This is a genomic window from Bacillus cereus group sp. MYBK5-2, assembly GCF_051915685.1.
Lineage (GTDB): Bacteria > Bacillota > Bacilli > Bacillales > Bacillaceae_G > Bacillus_A > Bacillus_A cereus.
Map to the genome: position 1 here is coordinate 839,101 of NZ_JBQAFE010000001.1, position 22,768 is coordinate 861,868.

Consider the following 22,768-nt stretch of genomic DNA (forward strand, 5'->3'; position numbering starts at 1 on the left):
GTGCTTATAAGTTGTGAAAATTGAAAAAGATATGTTAATTTTTCATTATGAAGAGAAAAAAGGAGTGATTTTCATGAATGAGATCATACATAAGATGGAGCAACATGTTTCAGTTCGTAAATATAAAGAAGAATCAATTCCAAAAGATGTAGTAGAAAAGATGGTGCAAGCTGCGCAACATGCAGCTTCATCACATTTTGTACAGGCGTATTCTGTTATATATGTAACAGATCAGGAATTAAAGGCTAAACTAGCAGAGCTATCCGGAAATTGTCATGTGAAGGACTGTGCAGCATTTTTTGTTTGTTGTGCAGATTTAAAACGACTTGAAATTGCATGTGAAAAACATAGTACAGAGATAAAGCATGAGGGAGTAGAAGACTTTATCGTTGCGACGGTAGATGCTTCACTTTTTGCGCAAAACTTAGCACTAGCAGCAGAATCGTTAGGATACGGTATTTGTTATATTGGTGGTATTCGTAATAATCCGAGAGAAGTGAGTGAACTGCTTCATTTACCTGATAAAGTATATCCTGTATTCGGAATGACAGTCGGCGTACCAGATGAAGATCATGGAGTGAAACCACGTTTACCAGTAGCAGCAATCCTTCATGAAAATGGATATGATGAAAAGAAATATGATGAATTATTAAATGAATATGATGAAACGATGAGCGCGTATTATAAAGAAAGATCATCAAACAAGAAAAACGTAACATGGACGGAATCAATGAGTTCGTTTATGTCTAAAGAAAAAAGAATGCATATGAAAGAGTTCTTAAGTGAAAAAGGATTAAATAAGAAGTGAGTAAAGAGGCAAACCTGTGATGTAGGTTTGTCTTTTTGGGAAGGAGAAATACCTAAGGCCAGAAAGTTGTTTATTCTTTCTGAACTTAGGTATTTTGTTTGTTATCATATACATAGAAATAAAAATTAATAATTTTTTACAAAAGTGATAGAAAATGAGAATGAAATGCCAATAGTAAGTAAAAGCAGCTGCTAAAGGGGAACTGAGGAAGGAAGAGGCTTATGATTTTCAATTCTGAAGAGGATTTAATTATAGCTATGAAAAAACATGATCAAGATGCTTTGAAAGAAGTGATTGATCAATATGGAAAATTAATTTTGTACATTATTCATAAATCATTAAGTACCCCTATTGAAAAACAATATGTGGATGATTGTTATAACGATGTATTTACTGTCATTTGGTTTAATATCGACCAATTTGATACAGAAAAGGGAAACTTAAAATCTTGGATGATTGGTATTACTAAATTGAAGGCATTGGAATATAAAAAGAAAGTATATAAAGAGAATACAATCGATAAAGACGTAGAAATAGATACAGGTGTACATGATAGGTATGAAATAGAACAAGAAGAAGAGATTATGGAAATAGTTCAAGATTTAAATAAGAAAGATCGATATATTTTTTTAAAGAGGTATATTGATGGATATTCCATTGACGATATTGCGAAAGAATTAAAAGTAACGGCGGATTATATATACAATCGAATTTCTCGTGGGAAGAGGAAACTTCAAAAACTGTGGAAAGGGAGTGTGTAATATGGATAAAAGATTATTATCGATGTTAAATGAGCTCCAATATTCAGAGGAAGAAATTACACGTTTAGAGAAAGAAGCAAATGAGTCCATCAATATAGATAAGTATTATGTGAAAAACGGGGAGTTATTGAAGAAATTAACGATGCAAATGTTGGAAGAATTAGTTCGTAAAGAGTTACAAGAAGGAGAAAAAATCGAATGTGAAATATTAGTAGAAGAGGGGAGTCTTGTAAATTCTAAAGTTATACCGAATATATTCACGACAGGTGCTACTTTTTATTATTACATTGTTTTAACGAATACAAGATTACGAATTAAATCGTTAGATTGTTATTTCAAAAAAATAAATGAGTACAATGTGCTAATTAGCTCAATTCAAGCAGTTTCGAGACATAAAAAAATGAAGAATGTATATGGAATTACTATAGATAATAACTATATACAATTAGGAAGTACCGAGCATGAACAAGAATTAAAAAACGTAATTGAGAAGCTAAAACAACGTGGAGTGAAAGAAGAGAGATATAAAGATTTTGAAAAAAGTTGGCTGATTTTTTTCAATATGTTTGTAATAGCGATAGGTGGGCTTCTAGTTTTAAAATATTTAATTTGAAAATAAAAAGCGGCATAATAGCCGCTTTTTATCGTTATCATGTTTAAAAATATAACGATACTTCATTTGAAACCTATCTGTTATGGCACAAACTAAAGCACCTTTTATAACAAATGCAAACTTTCAATAAGAAGATATATACCTGTGCAGCTCAAAAGAATATACGTAAATATTTTAAAAATTCGTTGATTAAGCCATTTGAAAATAATTTGACCTATAAACAAACCTAAAAATACAATTGGAATGGCATAAAAACTTGATTCCCAAATGGTTTTGTTTGTGCCAGTAAAGAGTATTTGGGTTACTAGACTAATGAAATATATAAACAGATAAAAAGCTAATGTAGTTGCTCTTAACTTCTCTTTTTCAGTATTAGTTCCTGTAAAATAAAGTAACAGGGGAGGACCTGGCATACCGATACTTGTCGTTAAAAGACCAGATAATCCGCCAACTATGAAATCTCTAGATTGTGTTGATCTAACCTTAACGTTGCATATTAGCAACAATGTTAATAGTAAGAGTAGGATGCTAACTGCTAATTTAAAAGTGTTTATGTTAACGGAAATGAAAACTAAAATGCCAAAAGGAACACCAACTATACTTCCAAAAATAAACCTTTTCAGTAGAACAAAATCAACGTCCATTCTTATTTTCCAAATGAGTGAAATGGAGATAATTAAAGATAAAATAATATTTATTTGTATAGCTTCTTGTGGTAGAAATAACATAAGTAAGAAAGGGGTTGCCATTATGGAAAAGCCAAAACCTGTACTTGCTTGCAAAATAGAAGCCACTAATATAATACATATGAAAATGAATGTGATACCCAAAACAGCCCTCCTATTTAATCAAGTTTAACTAGTTAAAGTCTATTATTTAAGTGCAATATTTCACAAACTTATTTGTATTTTAACATAAATATCTAGTTTTTTCTCAAATAGTGTTGCCATATAAGGCTCTTTAACTAAAAAATCTGACTTGTATTTTTAAACAATTTTATTATGGGGAAACAAATAATGAGTGGGATCAAAATGTATTGATTATCATTAAATTATTCACTGAGATCCCCGCGGTAAAACAAGAACAGCCATATAAAACTTACAAAAATACAGCATGTAGCTAATAAACTGCCAATCATTTGAGGAGAAAGAATTTCTAACAGCCCTCCTGTAAAAAACATCGATAACTGAATAAGAGATCCGTAAATAGAATAATGGAATGAAAAAACTTTACCTATCATATTTTCGTGTGTGTAAGTTTGAAGTAATGTCGTATCAAGTGGAACGATGATTCCTCCTGCTATACGCATACAGAATAAAGTAATGATACCGATAATAAGTTGATCGGATAGAATGAATCCGAGAAAGAAAATTCCTTGTAATAAGTAGGCCCAACCGAATACTTTTTTCATTTTTTCTTTATTATGGGATATATAAAGATTAACGAGAAGGCTTCCTATCATAAGCCCAGCCCCTTGAACCGTATATAAAATCCCAATGTTCGTATGGAAAATTTTTTCGGCATAGATCGTTAGAAGTAGTTGATAAGCGCCTCCAATAATGCCCCATGAAATGCCGACAAGAATTAATGTTAAAATGATTTTTGTTTGTAATATGTATGTATAACCACCTTTTATATCAGTGAAAAATGCTTTGTTCTTGTTACAAGTATCATGAGCAGGAATACTCATGTTATAAATAAAATAGGCTGAAATAAAGTATGATAGGCTATTTACTAAAAAAGCGAACTCAATATGTAAAGATTGTGTAAGTATCCCGCCCAAAGAAGCACCTATAATAGACATAAAACCAGTAATTGTACTAGAAAGAGAGTTAGCAGTTACGAAATGGTTTTGGTGTACGATATTTTTTAAGGCTGCTTGTTTAGCCGGCTCAAATACACAAGAAAGTACGGATAAACATATATTGGCAATGAAAATAATCTCAATTTTATAGCCTGCGAGTAAGTATGTAAGAACTAGAATTCCCCGTGTAATATCGGTGAAAATCATAATATTCTTTTTAGAGAAACGATCTACAATTAAGCCTATGAATGGACTAAGAAGAAGCTGTGGTAAACCTTTACTTATAAAAGTAAGTGCGATCATAAACGGCGATTCCGTTATGCTGTAGACAAATGTTAATAAAGCTACCGTATGGAACCAATCCCCAAGTACACTTAATGTTTGCCCATAAAATAGTTTATTGAAGTTTTTATTTGTTTTAAGAAGTGTGGAATAAGAAACTGACATAAATAGATTACTCCTTATGTAATGACGATGTTTGAATTTGTTCTTTCCACTCACTTAAATACACTTTTTCCGCTGTAGGAAGTCCAACAGGTAATTGTGCAATCAATTCTAAACTATTTCCATCAGGGTCGTTAAAGTATACGGCTGCAGGTGCTAATTCCGGAAAAACAATCGGTTCAATTGGTTCCATTCCAAAGTCTTTTCGTGCTGAAATTCCTTTTTGATTTAGCCAATGAATCGCATTTTCTAAATTATGTAAACTTACTTGAAAGGCGATATGTCGTAAAGAGGGGTGATAATTCACTTTGTATTCTGTGCCTTCCCAAAGGCCGAGCCAACTCTCATTTTCTTTAATCCAAAAGAAAGCAATATTATCGCCTCTTTTATATAATTTTAGCCCTAGTGATTCATAAAAAGGTATTGATACTTTTAAGTTGCGGACAGGTAAATGTGCTTCGTAAAGACCTCTAATCATTGTAATCCCCCCTTAGTAAAAATGTTTCTTATTCCATAGTAAACAATATGTTGTTAGTTGAAATCGCAAATAAGAGGGATATAAATTCATACGAAAGTATGAAAAAAACAGCTCAAATATGAGCTGTTTTTTTATAGTTTTTCGTTCATTTGTCAAGGGTAGAATATATTAATATCCGTATCCGCCGCCACCCCAACAGCTACATCCGATGATGATTAGAAGGATGAATAGTACGATAAGCAAAGCAAATCCACCGCCGAAACCAGCGCAACTTCCACCATAACTCATATGTTTTCCTCCTTTTTAGTAAGTTAATCTATATGGTTCATGGACTACTATATACAGTATGTTTTTTGTATAGAAAACGAGCCAGTCTCATTTATAATTAGACAAATGCCTGTAGATTCATTAGGATTGCATGTTAGTGATTTGTAAATAAACCTTTACGTAATTCATAATTTAGGCATAAAAAATAAAAAATTGTAAAAAAAACCATTTTCTTATTTTTTTATGAGAGAATATGTACTATAATTTTACAAGTAATATTATGGGAAAAGGGAGTTTTAGTATAGAGATGGAGATGGGACAATTAAAAAATAAAATAGAAAACAAAAAGAAAGAGTTAATTCAACTTGTTGCGAGACACGGATTGGATCATGATAAAGTTTTGTTATTTAGTCGTGATTTAGATATACTTATTAATAAGTTTATGAACATAAAAGACAAAGTGCATAAATAAAAAATTTATAGTTTTTTATATTAAGATGTTTCACAGAAAGGAGAGGACAGTAATTGGAACATTTACAGGAAGAATTGTATAAACAAATAAAAGAAGAAAAAGGTACAGTTACAATTTTCTTAAAGAGTGGCGTTAGAATAATAGGAGAAGTTGTTGGAGTGGATAAATTTACACTTTTAATCTTAGTGGATGGAAAACAACAGCTTATTTATAAGCAGGCTATATCAACGATAATGAAATAAGACACTCTTGTTGAGTGTCTTATTTCATTATTGCTTGCATGCCTCAACATCAATGCCGGCAGCAATTAACTTCTTTTCTCCATCTTGTTCAATGATTTTTTGTAATTTAGATAGGAAAGAATCAAAGTTTGTATGCTTTGCTACTTGGAACGTCATTTTATGTTCAATTGGTAGCCACGTATCAATATCAGCTTCGTTATGCTGGATTTTCACCTCAAGTTTATCGAGTGCATTAGCAACTTTTGCTTCGTACGTTTCTTTCGCTTCAAACTCCATCCATAAGTCATATAATTCCTCACCGAGAGAACCTGTTAATGTTTGTTTAATATTTAAAATAGCTTCTAGTTCATTTTTTTGTTTTTGTAGCTGTAATTCATAACTATTCATTGTATCAAATGCAGGGATATCACCAGCTTCGGCTTCGACTAGGTCGTGAATAATAACCATTTTAAGTAATTTCTCAATATTTACTTTTTGATCCAAATAAGGTTCAACTAAAATGGCCATTAGAGACATACGCCATGTATGTTCGGCAACACTTTCTTGACGTCCGTTGGAAAGCCAGCTATGTCGCATTTCATATTTTAGTTTTTCTGCTAATGCAATGACTTGTAAAATGTTGTGTTCCATCGTGATCCTCCTCATTTATTCATACCATAATTCTAATATAGAAATGAAATGTGTCAATTTCATGAGTATATTGCGATAAACAGATGATAAGCGTATAATACATGTTATATGTGAAAACGTATTATTAAAATAAAAAAATGTTATATAAAAATGGAAAGGAAAGGGCAGAAATATGGGAGAGAAAAATCAAGTATTAGCTAGACCACAAAGAAGAAAAAGGAAGTTTGATATTTCTAGCCCAGTGGGCATTATAGTAGGTTTCATTATAGTGATAGCGGCAATTATGCTTGGCGGCGGTGGAATAAAAGCTTTCAAAAACTTTTTAGATGTTTCATCTATTTTAATTGTCATAGGGGGAACAACAGCGACAATTGTTGTGGCATATCGATTTGGAGAAATAAAAAAATATACGAAAAGCATTTTTACTGTTTTACATAGAAGAGAAGAAGATTTAGAACAGTTAACGGATTTGTTTGTCGATTTTTCGAAAAAGTCTAAAAAGCACGGCTTGCTTTCTTTAGAGGTAGATGGAGAGCAAGTAGACAATCCTTTTATTCAAAAAGGAATTCGATTAATGTTAAGCGGTTACGATGAAGATGAATTAAAAGAAGTGTTATTGAAAGATATTGAAACGGAAGTGTATGAGTTAAGAAAAGGAGCAGCATTATTAGATAAAATTGGTGATTTTGCTCCAGCTTGGGGAATGATTGGTACGTTAATCGGTCTTATCATTATGCTCCAAAACTTACAAGATACATCGCAAATTGGTACAGGAATGGCAGTTGCGATGTTAACGACATTATATGGGTCTGTACTTGCGAATATGATTGCAATCCCTCTTGCAGAAAAAGTATATCGTGGCATTGAAGATTTATATACAGAGAAGAAGTTTGTAATAGAAGCAATTTCAGAATTGTATCGTGGACAAATCCCTTCTAAATTAAAGTTGAAACTGGATACATACGTATACGAAACAAAGGTAAAAAAGGTAAAAGGAGCAGCCTAATATTTCAAGGAGTGGTATGATGAGTAAAGGACCGCAAAAGGGATCGCCTCGTTGGATGACGACTTTTACAGATTTAACGATGTTATTATTAACTTTCTTTGTATTACTAGTTGCTACATCAAAGCAAGATGCAGTAAAATTGTCAAAGATGCTTGAAAAGTTTAGTGATACGGGGCAAGTAGATGCAAAAGTAATGGAAAATACAATACCAGATATTTCACATGAAAAAAATGATGAAAAAATGATCTCAAAAAAGAGAATGGATGAATTATATAAGAAGTTAAAAGCGTATGTAGATAATAACGGTATTAGTCAAGTGAATGTATATCGGGAGGATACAGGGGTAAGCGTCGTTATAGTAGATAATTTAATATTTGATACAGGCGATGCAAACGTTAAGCCCGAAGCGAAAGGGATAATAAGTCAATTAGTTGGATTTTTTCAATCCGTACCTAACCCAATTGTTGTAGAGGGACATACAGATAGTAGACCTATTCATAACGAGAAATTCCCTTCTAATTGGGAGTTATCTTCAGCACGAGCGGCAAATATGATTCACCATTTAATTGAAGTGTATAATGTGGATGATAAAAGGCTAGCTGCGGTAGGATATGCAGACACAAAGCCAATTGTACCAAATGATTCACCGCAAAACTGGGAAAAAAACCGTCGCGTTGTTATTTATATAAAAGAGTAGTATATTATTATTTTAATAATAAAATAATAAAAATACGAAAATTCTTTTAAAAAAATATTAAATTTTATCATTTTATTTTGTATAATGAGTGAGAATGATAAGGTGAAATATTAAGATATATTTATACATAGAAGGAGAGAATTAAAAAGAATGGCACATAAAATTTTAGTAGTAGACGATGCGATGTTTATGCGAACGATGATTAAAAACTTATTAAAAAGTAATGCTGACTTTGAAGTTATCGGCGAAGCAGAGAATGGGGTAGAAGCGATTCAAAAGTATAAAGAACTTCAACCTGATATTGTAACATTAGATATTACTATGCCAGAAATGGACGGGCTTGAAGCATTAAAAGAAATTATTAAAATTGATTCAAGTGCAAAGGTTGTTATTTGTTCTGCAATGGGACAACAAGGTATGGTATTAGATGCAATTAAGGGCGGGGCAAAAGACTTTATTGTAAAGCCATTCCAAGCCGATCGTGTAATTGAAGCTTTAACAAAAGTAGCAAATAGTTAATATAGAAGGGGTGCCACAAGGAATCAAAACAGTGATAGCGGATCGACGTGTGGCCCCCTTTTTTCTCATTATAAAACACTAAATTGTTATACATAAATGAAATGTTTGTTAGACAGGTAGGGGATAAAAATGCAAACAGATCTATTAAATATATTTTTCGAAGAGTCAGAAGAACATTTACAGTCGCTAAATGAAAATGTGCTAGTGTTAGAGCAAAATCCTGCTGATATGGATGTTGTGGGAGAAATATTCCGCTCCGCTCATACATTCAAAGGTATGTCTGCGAGTATGGAATTTACGGAGATGGCTGATTTAACGCATAAGATGGAAAATGTGTTAGATGAAATTCGTCATGGAAATATAGTTGTAAATGCGGATATTATTGATGTGATTTTTGAGTGCATTGATAATTTGGAGAAGATGGTTGCAGATGTGCAACAAGGTGGAATGGGCAATATTGATGTAGCCTCAACTAAACAGAAATTAGAAGCGTTATTGAACGGCAATGTAGAAACTCCTACGGAACATATAGAGCAAAATCATATAGACAACGATGATGCAGTTTCGCATGAAGTGCATATAACAGTTGAACAGCAAGCGATTTTAAAAGCAGTACGTGCCATTATGTGTATTGAAGCATTGCAAAATGTAGGGAATATACAAAAAACAGCTCCGAGTATTGAAGAAATTGAAGCAGATGCTTTCGGATTTGAATTTACAGTATTTATGGATACGGATTGTAGTATAGAAGAATTGAAACAAGTAGTACTTCATGTTTCTGAAATTGAGAAAGTGGAAGTAAAGCAAGGAGAACCTATATCGAAGGAAGTAGCTTCTAAAAAAGTCGTTACACAAGAAGTTGTGCAAGTAGAAGAAAAGCTACAACCAGCTGTGGCTACGCAGGTAGAATCACCAATAGAGGCAACGAATCAACCTTCAAGTGCTATGCCAGCTAAAAGTACTACAAAAACGAAAAATGCTAAAGTGGAGAATCGTTCAATTCGTGTTCAATTAGAGAAAATCGAAAGATTAATGAATATGTTTGAAGAAAGTGTAATTGAACGTGGGCGCATTGATGAATTGGCTCAAACGATTCAAAACAAGGAGCTAATTGAACATTTAAATCGATTAGGCGATATTTCAAAAGATATTCAAAATGTACTATTAAATATGCGTATGGTGCCGATTGAAACTGTGTTCAATCGTTTCCCGCGTATGGTACGTATGTTAGCGAAAGATTTAGGGAAAAAAATCGATTTACAAATTACAGGTGAAGATACTGAAGTAGATAAAATTGTTATTGATGAAATCGGTGATCCGCTCGTTCATTTAATTCGAAATGCAATCGATCACGGTGTTGAAACTGTTGAAAAACGACGTGATGCAGGTAAAAATGAGACAGGTACGATTAAATTAGAAGCCTTTCATAGTGGAAATCATGTCGTTATTCAAATTACGGATGATGGAAACGGTATTAATAAAGGGAAAGTATTAGAAAAAGCGATTAAAAATGGCGTTGTAACTGAAGCAGATGCGAATAGATTAACAGATCGTGAAGTGTTTGATCTTATTTTCCAACCAGGATTTAGTACAGCTGAAGTTGTATCAGATCTTTCTGGACGCGGTGTCGGATTAGATGTTGTAAAACATACGATTCATAGTTTAGGTGGACATTTAATTATTGATTCTGAGGAAGGAAAGGGAAGTACATTTAGAATTGAACTTCCATTAACGTTGTCTATTATTCAATCTATGCTTGTTCAAACGAATGATAAGCGTTATGCTTTACCTCTTGGAAATATCGTTGAAGCAATTCGAATTAAGAGGGAAGACATCCAATCCTTACAAGGAAAAGATGTGTTAAATTATCGTAATCAAATTATTGAAGTGAAACATTTAAGTACTGTATTTGGTGAAAAAACAGTAGATGAGGCGTTTGCGTCATATGATGGTCAAATGGTTCCTGTGTTAATTGTTCGTAACACACATCGCAGCTATGGACTTATTGTAAACACAATTATCGGTCAAAGAGAAATAGTCTTAAAGTCATTAGGTGACTTCTTTGCAGAGAGTTCTAACTATTTCTCTGGTGCGACGATTCTCGGTGATGGACGAGTGGTCCTCATTTTAAACCCAGAAGGTTTATAATAGGAATGAAGGAAAGCTCCCCACTTGTATACAATTGGGGAGCTTTTTGGCTAATTGCTACGAATCTAATAATGGGATACATAGTAACGTTTTATACTAATGAGTTTGCTAAAATAAAATAAGAGTTTATATTATTTGATAGAAAAACAGAAATGAGGAGGCAGGGAAAATGCCTGAGCAACACACAAAAGGGGATACGAGCACGATTGTGCTAGAAAAAGAAAATGAGCATTTAACGCCTCAAGAATGCGATATTCTTGGCGAAATTGCAAATATATCATTTGGTTCAGCTTCGACTGTATTATCAACAATTTTAAATAGGCAAGTAAGCATTACTGCTCCTCGCATAGAGTTGGTAGATTTATATGATTCAAGAGATGTCGAAGTTCCACATGTTGTATTAAACATTCATTTTACAAAAGGATTGGATATGGAAAATCTTCTTGTCCTTAAGCAAGATGTTGCATTATCCATTGCTGATTTAATGATGATGGGAACAGGTGAAGTGGAGGACGGAAAAGAACTTGGTGAATTAGAGCTAAGTGCTGTACAAGAAGCGATGAATCAAATGATGGGATTCGCAGCTACATCTATGTCGGAATTCTTCCAAGATACAGTAGATATGTCTCCGCCGACGATTAAAGTTGTAAAGTTATCAGAAGAAATGGAGAAAATCTCTGAAATCGATGGGAATCATACGATTGTTAAAGTATCGTTTGATTTAAAGATAGATAATCTTGTAAACTCTAAACTTGTACAAATTGTTTCAGTTGAGCATGCGAAACAAATGGTAAATAAATTAATGCAATTATCTGGTGGAGTAGAAGAAACAGACGAACCAGCAGAAGTAGTGGAAACTGAGATTGTAGAAGAAGTTGAAAAAGAGCATTTAACACAAGAAGAGAAAGATGTGCTTGGTGAAATTGCAAATATTTCAATTGGCTCCGCTTCAACAGTATTGTCAACGCTTTTAAATCAGCCAGTTACAATTAGTACACCAAATGTGGAAGCAATCAATGTTCGTCATTATGATGGAGTACCAGTACCATTTGTTATTTTAAATGTCGACTTTGTTGAAGGGCTAAAGAATGAGAATGTATTTGTATTTACGAAAGATGTTGCCTTAACAATGGTAGATTTAATGATGATGGGAACAGGGGAAGTTGACCCAGAAAAAGAGCTTACTGAATTAGAACTGAGCGGTATTAAAGAAATTATGAACCAAATGATGGGTCATGCTGCTACGGCGATGTCAGAAATGTTTCAAGAAAAAATGGACATGACGCCGCCAAATGTTAAATTTGTAACGTTAAAAGAAGAAATGGAATATTTGGGAGAGTCAATGGAAGTGGACGAACTCGTTCAAATTACGTTCAATCTTGAAATTGGCGATTTGCTTCAATCGAAGATGTATCAAATTTTGCCAATTTCCGAAGCGAAAGAAATGGTAAGGCGACTTCTGTATCCGATGGTGGAAGAAGAAGAGATTGCCACAGAAGAAATTGAAGAAGAAAAAATTGTAGAACCAGTTGTGCAACCTATTGAATTTAAAGAAGTAAAACAAATGGAACCAGTATATATGGACACGTCCATTCTACAAAATGTAGAAATGAACGTGAAATTTGTATTTGGAAGTACAGTGAAAACGATTCAAGATATATTAAGTTTACAAGAAAATGAAGCAGTTGTACTAGATGAGGATATTGATGAACCGATTCGTATTTATGTAAATGATGTATTAGTGGCGTATGGTGAACTTGTAAATGTAGATGGATTTTTTGGAGTAAAAGTGACGAAATCACTATAAGGCATTGAAATAGGAGTTTGAACTAGTAGATGAAAAACGTAAAGTTTTTTCTAATGAGTTGGCTATGCATACATGTGTGCTTGTTCTTCCCCTTGCAAAGTCAGGCTGAGGAACAAATTGAGTCAGATCAAAAAATAAATGAAGTGAATGTACAAGAAGAAAATAAGGAATCTCAAGAATCGTCAGAACAAGTGGAAACGAAGCAAGATGAAGAGAAACAAAAAGAAGCAGAGCAACAAGAAGTAGTAAATAAACAATTGAATGAAAGAAAGATAGAAACAGAACAAGGAATTATTACAGTAAATAAGCCGGAGCTTAAAGTTGGCGAAGAAGTGCGAATTGCTGTAGAACCAAATGGGAAAAACATTCAAAGTATGAAAGGTATATTGCAGTTACAAAAAAATGGGGAGCAATATGCGCAAGAAAGAATGTTATTTTTTGAGTATGATGAAGAAACGAAGAGCTGGGTTGCTAACTATAAAGCAGGGGATTTTGATTTGCAAGGTGATTGGAATCTTCAGCTCGTTCAAAGTTACAAAGAGAATGAGAAAGAAGAGCTCATAAAAAATGAAGTGAAAGTCCCGCTCATTCGTATTAAAAATGAAACGCCAACTATAGATAAAGAATTGCCAAAGTTACAGGAAGTTACTATTGATGAAGTAAAAGAGAACTTAGTTGAACGAAAACAGGGAGATTCTATACATATACGAGTAAAAGCGTCAGATATAGAATCGGTTGTAAACGAAGTGCGCGTTACATTAAAAGGGAAAGAAAATAAAGAGCTTTCGTTTTTATTAGACTACAACAAGCATGATATGGATTGGCAAAAAGTATTTGAAATAACAGAAGCATTGCCGGCTGGGCCATACGAATTACTTGTAGAGATAATAGATGCAGCAGGTAATAAACTTGTTGAGGAAAGTGAATATACCATTTCTGTTTTGGTGCCAAAAAATGAAGATGATAAAAAGATAGAAGAGAAAGAAGATAAATTAGATAATAAACTAGAAAATGAATTAGAAGATAAGAAAGAAAATGAGAAGCAAGAAGATTCCAAAGTCAAAAACCCGGTTCCAGAAGAAAATTTGCCAGTTGTTCAAATTCCGAAGCGAGATGAGAAAGTAAATAAGTTTATAAAAGAACCGTTGGAAGAGAAAGAGGAATTTACTTACGTTATAAAAGAGCCGTTTGAAGACAACAAGGAAGTACATAAGGCGAAGGACCAAAAAGAGAAAAATAACAAACAAGTTGCCTCTAAAAAGAAAGAACAAAAAGAAGAACCGAAAGACAAGAAAGAAGAAAAAGGTGAACAGGGAGTGCAAGCTTCTGATGTGTTTACTATCATGTCAGGTTTATTCGTACTGTTTTTAGTTTTAAAGAGTAATAAAGAATGGGGCTAATTATTTCATAGTAGTGGAGGCGCTTAAATGGAGATTAAACGTACGACAATTGAAGATAAGGCGTTACAACCATTAAAACAGCCTGCAGCTATTTCGGAGCATGAGATCCAGAAAGAACGAAAGCGTAGCAATTTAGTGTTTACTGGACATTCTAAAATTATTTCGAAAAATAATGAAATAGGTATTTTACTTGCAAGTTTAAGTGATGGAAAGATTATGAAGGAAATGCTTTCTAAAGAGATGGATACAGTGTTACAACTTTTTAAAAAGTTACATACGTTATCTGGAGAAGGTAAGCAAACAGAAAAAATATTTGAACAAGTAATTAGAAGCCTACAAGGGCTTGTTAAGCAGGCGCATATAAAAGAACTTCCTTTGTTAGATGGAACATATGATTTCGCTGAAGTACAACTATCATTTGGTAGAAAAGTACATATTCCGTTACTAGATGTGAGTGCACTTATCTCTAGAGTGGAAAGTGATTCTTCAGAAGGAAATATAAATTTGATGGTAACGGTTATTACTGCTTATATAACGAAATTGTCTAACGAAACAATTTTAATTAGTGTTACAGACCGCATTGCTAAAGATCGGGATGTAAGTGTATGGAGGGCGCTTGCGGAAATGAACATGACACAATTATCACAGGCATTGAAACAAACGATGCAAGAACATAAATGGTCTATGACGCTTCTTTTTCTCTTTATATGGATTGTTGGTATTATTTTAATTCGAGTTATGTAAAAAGGTCGTCACTCCATTGTGACGACCTCTTTTATATTTTTTCGTAGAAGAATGTATCAAATCGCTGAAGATTGTAACGTTCGGGTGTTAAAATTTGTTCCGTACTACCAACAAATAGTACACCGCCTTTTCGTAAAGAACGACTAAATTTTTCGTAAAGTTTTACTCTTGCTTCTTCTGTGAAATATATCATTACATTGCGACAAATAATCAAATCATAATTTGTATCGAATGACTGCATTAAAAGGTCATGTTGTTTAAACGAGACGTTTTGTTTAATGTTTTGATGCAATGAATATAGATCATTCTCTTTTGTGAAATGACGTTCTTTCAAATCAGTAGGTAATTCCTTTAAAGAACGTTCTGTATATTGACCGCGTTTTGCGGTTTCTAAAATATGAAAATCAAGATCTGTTGCTTGAATTTCAAAACGAAATGGAGCAAGATGCTTCGATAAAATTAAAGAGAGTGTATACGGTTCTTCACCAGCAGCGCAAGCGGCACTCCATACCTTTAATTTTCCGCTATTTTGTTCGAGTAATTTTGGTAGTGCTTTCGACTCTAAAGTTTGCCATCGTTCTTTATTTCTAAAAAACTCTGAAACGTTAATTGTAATATAGTCAATAAAATTTAAAAATAAATTTTGATCAGCGCGTAATTTGCTTAAAAAATTAGTGTAGTTTTCGAAGCCTTTTCTCGAAATGAAAGCATCGATTCTACGGCGCATTCTATCTTGTTTATATGAAGCGATGTCCATATTGAATTGTTGTTTAAAACTCGCGATAAAATGATCATAATCTTGTTCAATTATCATATTTACAATGGGCACAATAATGATATTGTGCCTCCCCCTTTACATCATACGAATTTTTTGTTCAAAGCTTTTTTTCATTTGCTTTTCATGTAATCCTGGTAAATCATAAATGACAGCATCAATACCTGCTTCTTTTGCAACATCGACAGGGATGACAGATGTATGTTTGTCCCCATTATAAAAACAGAGAACTAAATCAGTGTCTTCAATAATTTGTTTAACAAAAAACATATAATCTGATCGGTAAATGGAGTCAGAAGGATGATCAAAAGCAACATATTCGGCTCCGTGTTTTTTTAAGTAATCAACGACTTCTTGGAATTCATCTGTAATTGCTTGCAATGGTTGCAGCGTGTAAAGGCATAAATTTTGAGCGAGTCTTTCATTCTCAACGAAAAAACGAAGAACCTCATTTTCAATAGATTTATAACATAATATGTAAATTTTATGTTTGTGAGCATAGTCAGTTAAAAATTTTTTAATTTCTTCTTGATCTAATGCTGTTAATTGATTTGAACCACAAAGGAAAATATTCATAGAATTGTGCCACCTCATGCTAAATTGTAACATATCTTTTATAAAAAATAACTGCAAAATATTACTGTTCAGAGTATAATTATAAATAACTGGATTTTACGATTAAGTTTAGGAAGAAATAAAAAAATAAATAGGTGATATATATGCTACGTTCTATCTCGCATAATCCAATTTTATCGCATATACCACCTGCTACTCAAATGCCGAAAGAAGCAAATGTCAGGACAGGACTTGCATTTTCGGATAATTTGCATGCAGATCCGAAAAAAGATAAATTACTAGAACAAATGGAAGCGTTTGTCGATAATATTGGAGAAATTAAAGAGAAAATTGAAATGGAATTAACGCTTGATAATGTAATGGAATACAAAAACACAGTAAAATCATTTTTGAATTTCTACGTTGATAATGTATTGCAGTATAAAGATGTCATGTCTCGTCACCCACGTTACGGATATTCACAGAAAATGACGATTGTGAAACAGGCAGAAATGGGATTGAATGAATTAGAAGATGTGATGAATCTAATTAATACGAAAACAGGACATTTAGAAATGTTAAATCAAATTGGAGAAATCCATGGTTTAATTGTGAATTTAGTCTTGTAAAAGGAAGGAAGCTATATGTACATACAATTATATGAAAAACTCGTTATTATTCAAAAAGCGTATGAAAATATTCAAGCGCTTGGAGAGCAAATATATGAGAATTTAAAAAATAAAAATGTAAATGCAGTTCAAAAGTTGCAAGTAGAGCAATTGCAGTACATTGATGGTTTAAAAGGGTTATCAAGCTCATTTGAAGAAATGGTTGTTCAGTTCTGTAAAGAACAAGGAGTTGAATCGTTTCGTGTAAGTGCGTTATTTTCGTATTTTTCTCAACAAGAAATTGAAAAAATGGATGAATTACAAAAAAACGTAACTGAATTAGAAGAGAATGTAAAAATGATTCTTTTGAAAAATCAATATTACTTAAACGTACTATTAAAAACTACAGAAAGTATTGTGGATTCTGTTTCTGAATATAACTTAGAGCGAAACAATAATTCGCAAATCTTTATGAACGAACTATTGTAAAGGAGAAGTGAAGCTTTATGAGATTATCTGATTATAATACACCGCTATCGGGTATGTTGGCGGCTCAAATGGGGTTACAAACAACGAAACAAAACTTGTCTAATATTCATACACCAGGTTATGTTCGTCAAATGGTGAATTACGAATCTGCTGGAGGGAGTAAAGGGTATGCACCAGAACAAAGAATAGGGTATGGTGTACAAACGTTAGGTGTTGATCGTATTACAGATGAAGTGAAGACAAAGCAATATAATGATCAAATGTCACAGTTCTCTTACTATGCATATATGAATTCTACTTTGTCGCGAGTAGAGTCTATGGTAGGAACGACAGGTAAAAATTCATTATCTAGTTTAATGGATGGGTTTTTCAATGCTTTTCGTGAAGTTGCAAAAAATCCGGAGCAATCAAATTACTACGATACATTAATTGCTGAAACGGGGAAGTTCACAAGTCAAGTAAGTCGTCTTGCGAAAAACTTGGATACAGTGGAAGCACAGACGACAGAAGATATTGAAGCGCATGTTAATGAATTTAATCGACTTGCTGCTAGTTTAGCAGAAGCGAACAAGAAAATTGGACAAGCTGGTACACAAGTACCAAATCAACTATTAGATGAACGTGATCGTATTATGACAGAAATGTCTAAGTATGCAGATATAGAAGTATCGTATGAAGCTACAAATCCTAATATTGCAAGTGTTAGGATGAATGGTGTTTTAACTGTAAATGGTCAAGATACATACTCACTTCAATTACAGAAGGATAAAAAGCCAATGTCTGTACAAATATCTGGAACAGATATCCCATTAAGTGGTGGAACAATTTTATCGGCAATTGATACGAAAGCAAAGATTACAAATTATAAAGATAATCTGAATGAGTTTGTAAATTCGTTAAAAAAACAAGTGAATAATACTATGAAGAAAGAGCTTTTTGTAGGAGAAGATGCGAAGAAACTTGAATTGAATCCTGATTTTATAAAAGATATTTCAAAAATGAAAATTTCGGCTGAAACTGCCAACAACCTTGCGGCTATTACAGATAAAGGCTATAAGGATGGACTTACATATAAGCAAGCCTTAGATCAATTTTTAGTTGGGGTAGCCTCTGATAAAAGTTCAGTAAATGCATATCAAAATATTCATAAGGATTTATTAGAAGGTATCCAGCAAGAAAAGATGAGCATCGAGGGCGTAAATATGGAAGAAGAAATGGTTAATTTAATGGCCTTCCAGAAATACTTCGTGGCGAATTCTAAAGCTATAACTACGATGAATGAAGTGTTTGATAGTTTGTTTTCGATTATTAGATAAGGAGTAGTCATGTATAGTTGGTAATTGGAAATATTTAAGGAGGAGATAGAAATGAGAGTATCTACATTTCAAAATGCAAACTGGGCAAAGAATCAGTTGATGGATTTAAATGTGCAACAGCAATACCACCGAAATCAAGTAACCTCAGGGAAGAAAAACCTTCTTATGAGTGAAGATCCACTTGCAGCAAGTAAATCATTTGCGATTCAACATTCATTGGCAAATATGGAGCAAATGCAGAAAGATATAGCAGATTCGAAAAATGTATTAACACAAACTGAAAATACTTTACAAGGTGTTTTGAAATCTTTAACAAGAGCAGACCAATTAACAGTACAAGCGTTAAATGGTACAAATAGTGAAAAAGAATTGCAGGCTATTGGTGTAGAGATTGATCAAATTTTAAAACAGGTCGTCTATTTAGCGAATACAAAAGAACAAGGTCGTTATATTTTCGGTGGTGATAGTGCAGAAAATCTGCCATTTACAGAAGATGGTACGTACCAGGGTGGAAAAAATGATGTGAACTGGAAACTAAATGACGGTTATGAATTCAAAGCGTTCCGTAACGGTGAAGCATTATTATCCCCTGTTATAAAAACGTTAAAACAGATGAGTGAAGCGATGCAAAACGGTGACCAAAAAGCACTAAAACCGTTATTAGAAGGAAATAAGCAAAACTTAGATGGCATCATTAACCGTACAACTGAAGTTGGTTCAACAATGAACACAATGGAGACGTTTAAAACAATTTTAAGCGAGCAAAATGTAGCACTTCAAGAAAACCGTAAAGAAATTGAGGATGTTGATTTAGCAGTCGCAATTTCTGATTTAGCTTATATAAACGCAACGTACGAAGCGACATTAAAAGCTGTTAGTACGATGAGTAAAACGAGTATTTTAGATTACATGTAAATGATAAGGAGTGAAAAATATGGCAGGAACAATATCTGATTATGGTGGCAGACAACAAATATGGAATTTAGGGAATAACATAATAGATACAAAGAAGTTAGTAGATTTAGAGTTACAAGCATTGGAAATGAAAAAATCACCTTATACTACACAAAAACAAACATTAACAAATGAAAAAAACGTGTATGCAAGCATGAAAAAAGAATTTGGAAATCTTGTACAAGTGTTCAAAGATTTATACGCATTTAAAGGTGATGAAAAGAAAACAACTTTATCCAAAGATGGTTTTATGAAAGCACAAGCAGACGCTGCTGCAATTCCTGGAACATACACGATTACAGTAGAACGGGTAGCTGAAAGACATCAAATAACTACAGCTCCACTTACTCCTTCAAAAACTCCTGAAGGTATGGAGCAAAAGTTTAGTTTAGATTTAAAACTTGGAGTAGATGATGTATTTCAGATAAATGGAAAAGAAGTTAAAATCTCAAAAGATATGACGTATAAAGATCTTGTCAATAAGATAAATAATGGGAATTATGGTGCATCAGTATACACATTAGGGGATCAACTATTTTTCACATCGACTACTGCAGGAGAAGCTGGAGAGCTGAAATTAACGGATGGCGCCAATGGTTTTTTACAAAATATAGGGTTAGTTACTTCTGCGAAAAATCCGGATGGAACGAATGTTGTTGCACATCAAGTGACAGGAGCAATAAATGCTGAGTATACAATAAACGGAATAAAAGGAACTAGTAAAACAAATAAGATTGATACAATTCCAGGATTAACCATTAATTTAGAAAAAGAAACTACAGAGCCAATAAAATTAACTATTGAAGATTCTGATATAAAAAATTCAATAGATTTAATAAAAAAAATGAAAGACGAGTATAATAAGGCTGTTAAAAGTTTGGATTTATTTGCTGGAGAAAATGGAGTAATGCAAGGGAGTAATGTGTCATTTGCTATCAATAATGCAATGACAGGTATTTTTAAATTTTCCCAAGATGATAAGTATTTATTTTCTTTTGGAATTCAAATTGATAAAAAAGGCAATATGACTCTTGATGAAGAAAAATTAAAAACAGCTTTTAAAGAGAATCCGGAATCTACGAAACAATTTTTCTTTGGTTTAAATGGTTTAGGTCATGATACAGAGAAAAAGTTAGATGGGATATTTGGAGATGAAGGAATTATTGGGAAACGTTCTAAAAGTATTGAAAAGCAAGTAACTGATTTAGAGAGAAAAATTCAAGATATTGATACAGTTAATAAGGAAAAACAAAAAACAATTATTGATAAATATGCAAAATTAGAAAGTCAGTTAGCATTGCTTGATAGTCAGTTGAAGACAATTCAAGCAATGACAAAAACAAAAAGTGATGACTAATGAAAGCTGAGGAAGTGATTGTATGCAAGCATGGCAACGTTATATGCAAAATGATATTATGACGAGTAATCCAATTAAAAATACAATATTTATTTATGAAAGATGCATCATTGAGTTTCGTAAATTGGAAGAACTTTTAAATACATTCAAACTTCAAGATGGTGATGAACTTCTTGAAAAGTTAGAACGTATATTTGAAGAGTTGAAGCTCCAGTTAAATCCTGATATTACGAAAGATTTATACGATAGTTTATTTGGTTTATATGATTGGATTAGCATTCAAATTCAAACGATGAAAGTCACGCGTGAAGTAAAAGACATTGATGCCATTGTGCAAGTGTTACAAGATTTAATAGATGGATACCGTGGAGCGCTTGAAAATGAACAATGATATTTATCGAACGTTTGTCAGTTGTTTTAATGAAATCGGTGAATTACAAGTGTCAGATGAAGAGTTTGCTGAGAAGAGTGAGATGTTAAATCGCTGGATGATGACACTAGATGAAGAAAGACGTGCACAAGTTGCAGCAGAAGTAAGCCCATTCATTATTAAGGCAGCACAGCACATTCGAGATAAGCAAAAGATTTTGGAAGAAATGATAATGGCAAATGATGGGCGAATGAAGGCTAATTCATTTTACGGTAAATATTAATAATAATGTCTGGAAACAGATTCCCCTTTTAAAAGGGGGTCTATTCCTTCGTTTACATAAAGAACTCCGCTGATTGAGGTTTCATTTTATGACTGTGATGAAACAATAATAGTAATCTAAATAATAGAAAAATGGACTTTAGTTTGTAGTTTATATATTGAAATGTTCTATAGATTACTATGTGTATACAGTTTTTTTGCATTCTTTTTTATATTTTTGTATTTTTCTAAAGACAACAATGAAAAAATGGAATAAAATATGTAAGGGTACATAATAGTAAATATTTTAATAAATGCATATAAGAAAATAAATAATGAAGTGAAACTTCTATCAGTGGATCATTACGTTAGAAAAGGAAGGGTGTGGAATATGCCAGATTTAGTGAGTGATGTAAGCCATTATATGAATTATTTAGTGACGAAACGAAATACTGTTTCTAGTAATATTGCAAATGCGAATACACCTGGCTATAAAGCACAAGATGTAACATTTGCTGAGCAGATGAATAAAAGTAGTGCGTTATATAAAAATAATGCGGCTGATTTAAAGAGCAATCCAGATTTATATCAAACGAATGAAATGCACTTACCGACAGTAAATACGAAAAATACATATGCAAAGATTCAAACAAAATCAATGCAAACGAATAAAGACGGAAATAGTGTGGATGTAACGACAGAAATGCTAGATTTAATGAAAGCAAATCAGTTATACGGTATTTCAATTAACGCAATTAATACACAATATGCAATTAACCAAGCGGCACGCGGACGTTAAAAGTAGAGGGAGAGACAACGGATGTTTCAGGCAATTAATGCAAGTGGCTCAGGGCTAACGACAGCGAGAAAGTGGATGGAAGTTACTTCTAACAATATTGTAAATGCAAATACGACGGCGGCTCCGGGGACAGATTTATATGAGCGTCGTAGTGTGGTGCTAGAATCAAACAATAGTTTTGCAAGTATGCTAGATGGGGCTCCTACTAACGGAGTAAAAATAAAAAGTATTGAAGCAGACAAAACGGAAAATTTAGTGTATGATCCGACGCATCCGCACGCAAATGAAGAAGGATATGTACGTTATCCAAATATTGATGTAACTGCTGAAATGACGAATGTAATGGTTGCTCAAAAAATGTATGAAGCGAATACGAGTGTATTAAATGCGAATAAAAAAATGCTTGATAAAGATTTAGAAATCGGCCGAGGATAAGGGGGAAGA

General features: G+C 33.0%; 28 protein-coding genes. 21 read left to right on the forward strand and 7 right to left on the reverse strand.

What is annotated here, in order from left to right; genetic code table 11:
• Positions 1-73 precede the first annotated feature (73 nt).
• The 3 genes from nfsA (at position 74) to ACTFP3_RS04560 (ending at position 2,182) form a co-directional block, all read left to right on the forward strand.
• Entirely contained in the window at positions 74-808 is a 735-nt protein-coding gene (gene nfsA, locus ACTFP3_RS04550) for an oxygen-insensitive NADPH nitroreductase (RefSeq protein ID WP_440009412.1), read from the forward strand.
• 221 nt (positions 809-1,029) lie between these two features.
• Complete coding sequence (locus ACTFP3_RS04555; protein WP_017672982.1) at positions 1,030-1,569, forward strand: sigma-70 family RNA polymerase sigma factor; 540 nt, start codon at positions 1,030-1,032, stop codon at positions 1,567-1,569.
• Position 1,570: 1 nt separating this feature from the next.
• Entirely contained in the window at positions 1,571-2,182 is a 612-nt protein-coding gene (locus tag ACTFP3_RS04560) for a hypothetical protein (RefSeq protein ID WP_006922653.1), read from the forward strand.
• Positions 2,183-2,286: 104 nt separating this feature from the next.
• On the opposite strand, the gene ACTFP3_RS04565 is transcribed toward ACTFP3_RS04560, so the two are convergent.
• From ACTFP3_RS04565 to ACTFP3_RS04580, 4 genes are all read right to left on the reverse strand, one after another.
• Positions 2,287-3,012 carry a sulfite exporter TauE/SafE family protein gene (locus ACTFP3_RS04565; protein WP_440009416.1) on the reverse strand — a complete coding sequence of 242 codons (726 nt, stop codon included), beginning with the start codon at positions 3,010-3,012 and terminating at the stop codon, positions 2,287-2,289.
• 221 nt (positions 3,013-3,233) lie between these two features.
• A complete protein-coding gene (locus tag ACTFP3_RS04570; protein ID WP_000117055.1) occupies positions 3,234-4,433 on the reverse strand; it encodes an MFS transporter in 1,200 nt (399 codons plus the stop codon).
• 7 nt (positions 4,434-4,440) lie between these two features.
• Positions 4,441-4,908, reverse strand: a complete 468-nt coding sequence (locus ACTFP3_RS04575; RefSeq protein ID WP_016122210.1) for a VOC family protein — start codon at positions 4,906-4,908, stop codon at positions 4,441-4,443.
• 168 nt (positions 4,909-5,076) lie between these two features.
• On the reverse strand, positions 5,077-5,196 hold the full coding sequence (locus ACTFP3_RS04580; RefSeq protein WP_000120179.1) for a YjcZ family sporulation protein: 120 nt from the start codon (positions 5,194-5,196) through the stop codon (positions 5,077-5,079).
• Positions 5,197-5,428: 232 nt separating this feature from the next.
• On the opposite strand from ACTFP3_RS04580, the gene ACTFP3_RS04585 reads away from it, so the two are divergent.
• Both ACTFP3_RS04585 and hfq read left to right on the forward strand, forming a co-directional pair.
• Positions 5,429-5,647, forward strand: a complete 219-nt coding sequence (locus ACTFP3_RS04585; RefSeq protein WP_000291688.1) for an aspartyl-phosphate phosphatase Spo0E family protein — start codon at positions 5,429-5,431, stop codon at positions 5,645-5,647.
• A gap of 53 nt (positions 5,648-5,700) precedes the next feature.
• Positions 5,701-5,889 carry an RNA chaperone Hfq gene (hfq, locus tag ACTFP3_RS04590; RefSeq protein WP_000400663.1) on the forward strand — a complete coding sequence of 63 codons (189 nt, stop codon included), beginning with the start codon at positions 5,701-5,703 and terminating at the stop codon, positions 5,887-5,889.
• Positions 5,890-5,916: 27 nt separating this feature from the next.
• Here the strand turns inward: hfq and ACTFP3_RS04595 are convergent, their stop codons facing one another.
• Positions 5,917-6,519, reverse strand: a complete 603-nt coding sequence (locus ACTFP3_RS04595) for an HD domain-containing protein (RefSeq protein ID WP_088859450.1) — start codon at positions 6,517-6,519, stop codon at positions 5,917-5,919.
• A 172-nt stretch (positions 6,520-6,691) separates the two neighbouring features.
• On the opposite strand from ACTFP3_RS04595, the gene ACTFP3_RS04600 reads away from it, so the two are divergent.
• The 7 genes from ACTFP3_RS04600 (at position 6,692) to ACTFP3_RS04630 (ending at position 14,840) form a co-directional block, all read left to right on the forward strand.
• Positions 6,692-7,525 (forward strand): flagellar motor protein MotP, encoded by an 834-nt coding sequence (locus ACTFP3_RS04600; RefSeq protein WP_000504191.1) that lies wholly within the window; start codon positions 6,692-6,694, stop codon positions 7,523-7,525.
• 19 nt (positions 7,526-7,544) lie between these two features.
• Positions 7,545-8,222, forward strand: a complete 678-nt coding sequence (locus ACTFP3_RS04605; protein WP_000033627.1) for an OmpA family protein — start codon at positions 7,545-7,547, stop codon at positions 8,220-8,222.
• Positions 8,223-8,372: 150 nt separating this feature from the next.
• Entirely contained in the window at positions 8,373-8,741 is a 369-nt protein-coding gene (locus ACTFP3_RS04610) for a response regulator (protein WP_000940565.1), read from the forward strand.
• Between the two features lie 129 nt (positions 8,742-8,870).
• Positions 8,871-10,889, forward strand: a complete 2,019-nt coding sequence (locus ACTFP3_RS04615) for a chemotaxis protein CheA (protein WP_001192608.1) — start codon at positions 8,871-8,873, stop codon at positions 10,887-10,889.
• Between the two features lie 169 nt (positions 10,890-11,058).
• The gene (locus ACTFP3_RS04620) at positions 11,059-12,696 is read left to right on the forward strand and encodes a flagellar motor switch protein (RefSeq protein ID WP_001115014.1); all 1,638 of its coding nucleotides are present in this window, start codon (positions 11,059-11,061) and stop codon (positions 12,694-12,696) included.
• A 29-nt stretch (positions 12,697-12,725) separates the two neighbouring features.
• Positions 12,726-14,096, forward strand: coding sequence for a transglycosylase (locus ACTFP3_RS04625; RefSeq protein ID WP_075677466.1), 1,371 nt, complete (start codon positions 12,726-12,728; stop codon positions 14,094-14,096).
• A gap of 27 nt (positions 14,097-14,123) precedes the next feature.
• Complete coding sequence (locus tag ACTFP3_RS04630; RefSeq protein ID WP_075677464.1) at positions 14,124-14,840, forward strand: hypothetical protein; 717 nt, start codon at positions 14,124-14,126, stop codon at positions 14,838-14,840.
• Positions 14,841-14,871: 31 nt separating this feature from the next.
• Here the strand turns inward: ACTFP3_RS04630 and cheR are convergent, their stop codons facing one another.
• Together cheR and ACTFP3_RS04640 are read right to left on the reverse strand one after the other, a co-directional pair.
• On the reverse strand, positions 14,872-15,654 hold the full coding sequence (gene cheR, locus ACTFP3_RS04635; protein WP_000582882.1) for a protein-glutamate O-methyltransferase CheR: 783 nt from the start codon (positions 15,652-15,654) through the stop codon (positions 14,872-14,874).
• Between the two features lie 39 nt (positions 15,655-15,693).
• Complete coding sequence (locus ACTFP3_RS04640; RefSeq protein WP_001020110.1) at positions 15,694-16,191, reverse strand: flagellar motor switch protein FliG; 498 nt, start codon at positions 16,189-16,191, stop codon at positions 15,694-15,696.
• Between the two features lie 143 nt (positions 16,192-16,334).
• Between ACTFP3_RS04640 and ACTFP3_RS04645 the strand changes: the two genes are divergently transcribed.
• The 9 genes from ACTFP3_RS04645 to flgC all read left to right on the forward strand — a co-directional run bounded on the left by ACTFP3_RS04645 (position 16,335) and on the right by flgC (position 22,759).
• The gene (locus ACTFP3_RS04645) at positions 16,335-16,799 is read left to right on the forward strand and encodes a YaaR family protein (RefSeq protein ID WP_000946323.1); all 465 of its coding nucleotides are present in this window, start codon (positions 16,335-16,337) and stop codon (positions 16,797-16,799) included.
• Between the two features lie 15 nt (positions 16,800-16,814).
• Positions 16,815-17,267 (forward strand): hypothetical protein, encoded by a 453-nt coding sequence (locus tag ACTFP3_RS04650; RefSeq protein ID WP_086411900.1) that lies wholly within the window; start codon positions 16,815-16,817, stop codon positions 17,265-17,267.
• A 17-nt stretch (positions 17,268-17,284) separates the two neighbouring features.
• Complete coding sequence (flgK, locus tag ACTFP3_RS04655) at positions 17,285-18,583, forward strand: flagellar hook-associated protein FlgK (protein ID WP_440009425.1); 1,299 nt, start codon at positions 17,285-17,287, stop codon at positions 18,581-18,583.
• A 51-nt stretch (positions 18,584-18,634) separates the two neighbouring features.
• Complete coding sequence (locus ACTFP3_RS04660) at positions 18,635-19,498, forward strand: flagellar hook-associated protein 3 (protein ID WP_001266409.1); 864 nt, start codon at positions 18,635-18,637, stop codon at positions 19,496-19,498.
• Between the two features lie 19 nt (positions 19,499-19,517).
• Positions 19,518-20,894 carry a flagellar hook-associated protein 2 gene (locus ACTFP3_RS04665; protein WP_000929220.1) on the forward strand — a complete coding sequence of 459 codons (1,377 nt, stop codon included), beginning with the start codon at positions 19,518-19,520 and terminating at the stop codon, positions 20,892-20,894.
• Positions 20,895-20,916: 22 nt separating this feature from the next.
• A complete protein-coding gene (locus tag ACTFP3_RS04670) occupies positions 20,917-21,285 on the forward strand; it encodes a flagellar export chaperone FliS (RefSeq protein ID WP_001149504.1) in 369 nt (122 codons plus the stop codon).
• The gene (locus ACTFP3_RS04675; protein WP_001058084.1) at positions 21,275-21,547 is read left to right on the forward strand and encodes a hypothetical protein; all 273 of its coding nucleotides are present in this window, start codon (positions 21,275-21,277) and stop codon (positions 21,545-21,547) included. Before ACTFP3_RS04670 ends, ACTFP3_RS04675 begins: the two co-directional genes overlap by 11 nt.
• A 318-nt stretch (positions 21,548-21,865) precedes the next feature.
• Entirely contained in the window at positions 21,866-22,324 is a 459-nt protein-coding gene (flgB, locus tag ACTFP3_RS04680) for a flagellar basal body rod protein FlgB (protein WP_370445031.1), read from the forward strand.
• Positions 22,325-22,345: 21 nt separating this feature from the next.
• Positions 22,346-22,759 carry a flagellar basal body rod protein FlgC gene (flgC, locus tag ACTFP3_RS04685; protein ID WP_000484685.1) on the forward strand — a complete coding sequence of 138 codons (414 nt, stop codon included), beginning with the start codon at positions 22,346-22,348 and terminating at the stop codon, positions 22,757-22,759.
• Positions 22,760-22,768: the final 9 nt, after the last annotated feature.

What these genes read in the sequence shown, in the direction of transcription:
- nfsA (WP_440009412.1), top strand. Translation starts at nt 74, where the DNA reads ATGAATGAGATCATACATAAGATGGAGCAACATGTTTCAGTTCGTAAA.
- ACTFP3_RS04555 (WP_017672982.1), top strand. Translation starts at nt 1,030, where the DNA reads ATGATTTTCAATTCTGAAGAGGATTTAATTATAGCTATGAAAAAACAT.
- ACTFP3_RS04560 (WP_006922653.1), top strand. Translation starts at nt 1,571, where the DNA reads ATGGATAAAAGATTATTATCGATGTTAAATGAGCTCCAATATTCAGAG.
- ACTFP3_RS04570 (WP_000117055.1), bottom strand. Translation starts at nt 4,433, where the DNA reads ATGTCAGTTTCTTATTCCACACTTCTTAAAACAAATAAAAACTTCAAT.
- ACTFP3_RS04575 (WP_016122210.1), bottom strand. Translation starts at nt 4,908, where the DNA reads ATGATTAGAGGTCTTTACGAAGCACATTTACCTGTCCGCAACTTAAAA.
- ACTFP3_RS04580 (WP_000120179.1), bottom strand. Translation starts at nt 5,196, where the DNA reads ATGAGTTATGGTGGAAGTTGCGCTGGTTTCGGCGGTGGATTTGCTTTG.
- ACTFP3_RS04585 (WP_000291688.1), top strand. Translation starts at nt 5,429, where the DNA reads ATGTACTATAATTTTACAAGTAATATTATGGGAAAAGGGAGTTTTAGT.
- ACTFP3_RS04595 (WP_088859450.1), bottom strand. Translation starts at nt 6,519, where the DNA reads ATGGAACACAACATTTTACAAGTCATTGCATTAGCAGAAAAACTAAAA.
- ACTFP3_RS04600 (WP_000504191.1), top strand. Translation starts at nt 6,692, where the DNA reads ATGGGAGAGAAAAATCAAGTATTAGCTAGACCACAAAGAAGAAAAAGG.
- ACTFP3_RS04605 (WP_000033627.1), top strand. Translation starts at nt 7,545, where the DNA reads ATGAGTAAAGGACCGCAAAAGGGATCGCCTCGTTGGATGACGACTTTT.
- ACTFP3_RS04610 (WP_000940565.1), top strand. Translation starts at nt 8,373, where the DNA reads ATGGCACATAAAATTTTAGTAGTAGACGATGCGATGTTTATGCGAACG.
- ACTFP3_RS04615 (WP_001192608.1), top strand. Translation starts at nt 8,871, where the DNA reads ATGCAAACAGATCTATTAAATATATTTTTCGAAGAGTCAGAAGAACAT.
- ACTFP3_RS04620 (WP_001115014.1), top strand. Translation starts at nt 11,059, where the DNA reads ATGCCTGAGCAACACACAAAAGGGGATACGAGCACGATTGTGCTAGAA.
- ACTFP3_RS04625 (WP_075677466.1), top strand. Translation starts at nt 12,726, where the DNA reads ATGAAAAACGTAAAGTTTTTTCTAATGAGTTGGCTATGCATACATGTG.
- ACTFP3_RS04630 (WP_075677464.1), top strand. Translation starts at nt 14,124, where the DNA reads ATGGAGATTAAACGTACGACAATTGAAGATAAGGCGTTACAACCATTA.
- cheR (WP_000582882.1), bottom strand. Translation starts at nt 15,654, where the DNA reads ATGATAATTGAACAAGATTATGATCATTTTATCGCGAGTTTTAAACAA.
- ACTFP3_RS04640 (WP_001020110.1), bottom strand. Translation starts at nt 16,191, where the DNA reads ATGAATATTTTCCTTTGTGGTTCAAATCAATTAACAGCATTAGATCAA.
- ACTFP3_RS04645 (WP_000946323.1), top strand. Translation starts at nt 16,335, where the DNA reads ATGCTACGTTCTATCTCGCATAATCCAATTTTATCGCATATACCACCT.
- ACTFP3_RS04650 (WP_086411900.1), top strand. Translation starts at nt 16,815, where the DNA reads ATGTACATACAATTATATGAAAAACTCGTTATTATTCAAAAAGCGTAT.
- flgK (WP_440009425.1), top strand. Translation starts at nt 17,285, where the DNA reads ATGAGATTATCTGATTATAATACACCGCTATCGGGTATGTTGGCGGCT.
- ACTFP3_RS04660 (WP_001266409.1), top strand. Translation starts at nt 18,635, where the DNA reads ATGAGAGTATCTACATTTCAAAATGCAAACTGGGCAAAGAATCAGTTG.
- ACTFP3_RS04665 (WP_000929220.1), top strand. Translation starts at nt 19,518, where the DNA reads ATGGCAGGAACAATATCTGATTATGGTGGCAGACAACAAATATGGAAT.
- ACTFP3_RS04670 (WP_001149504.1), top strand. Translation starts at nt 20,917, where the DNA reads ATGCAAGCATGGCAACGTTATATGCAAAATGATATTATGACGAGTAAT.
- ACTFP3_RS04675 (WP_001058084.1), top strand. Translation starts at nt 21,275, where the DNA reads ATGAACAATGATATTTATCGAACGTTTGTCAGTTGTTTTAATGAAATC.
- flgC (WP_000484685.1), top strand. Translation starts at nt 22,346, where the DNA reads ATGTTTCAGGCAATTAATGCAAGTGGCTCAGGGCTAACGACAGCGAGA.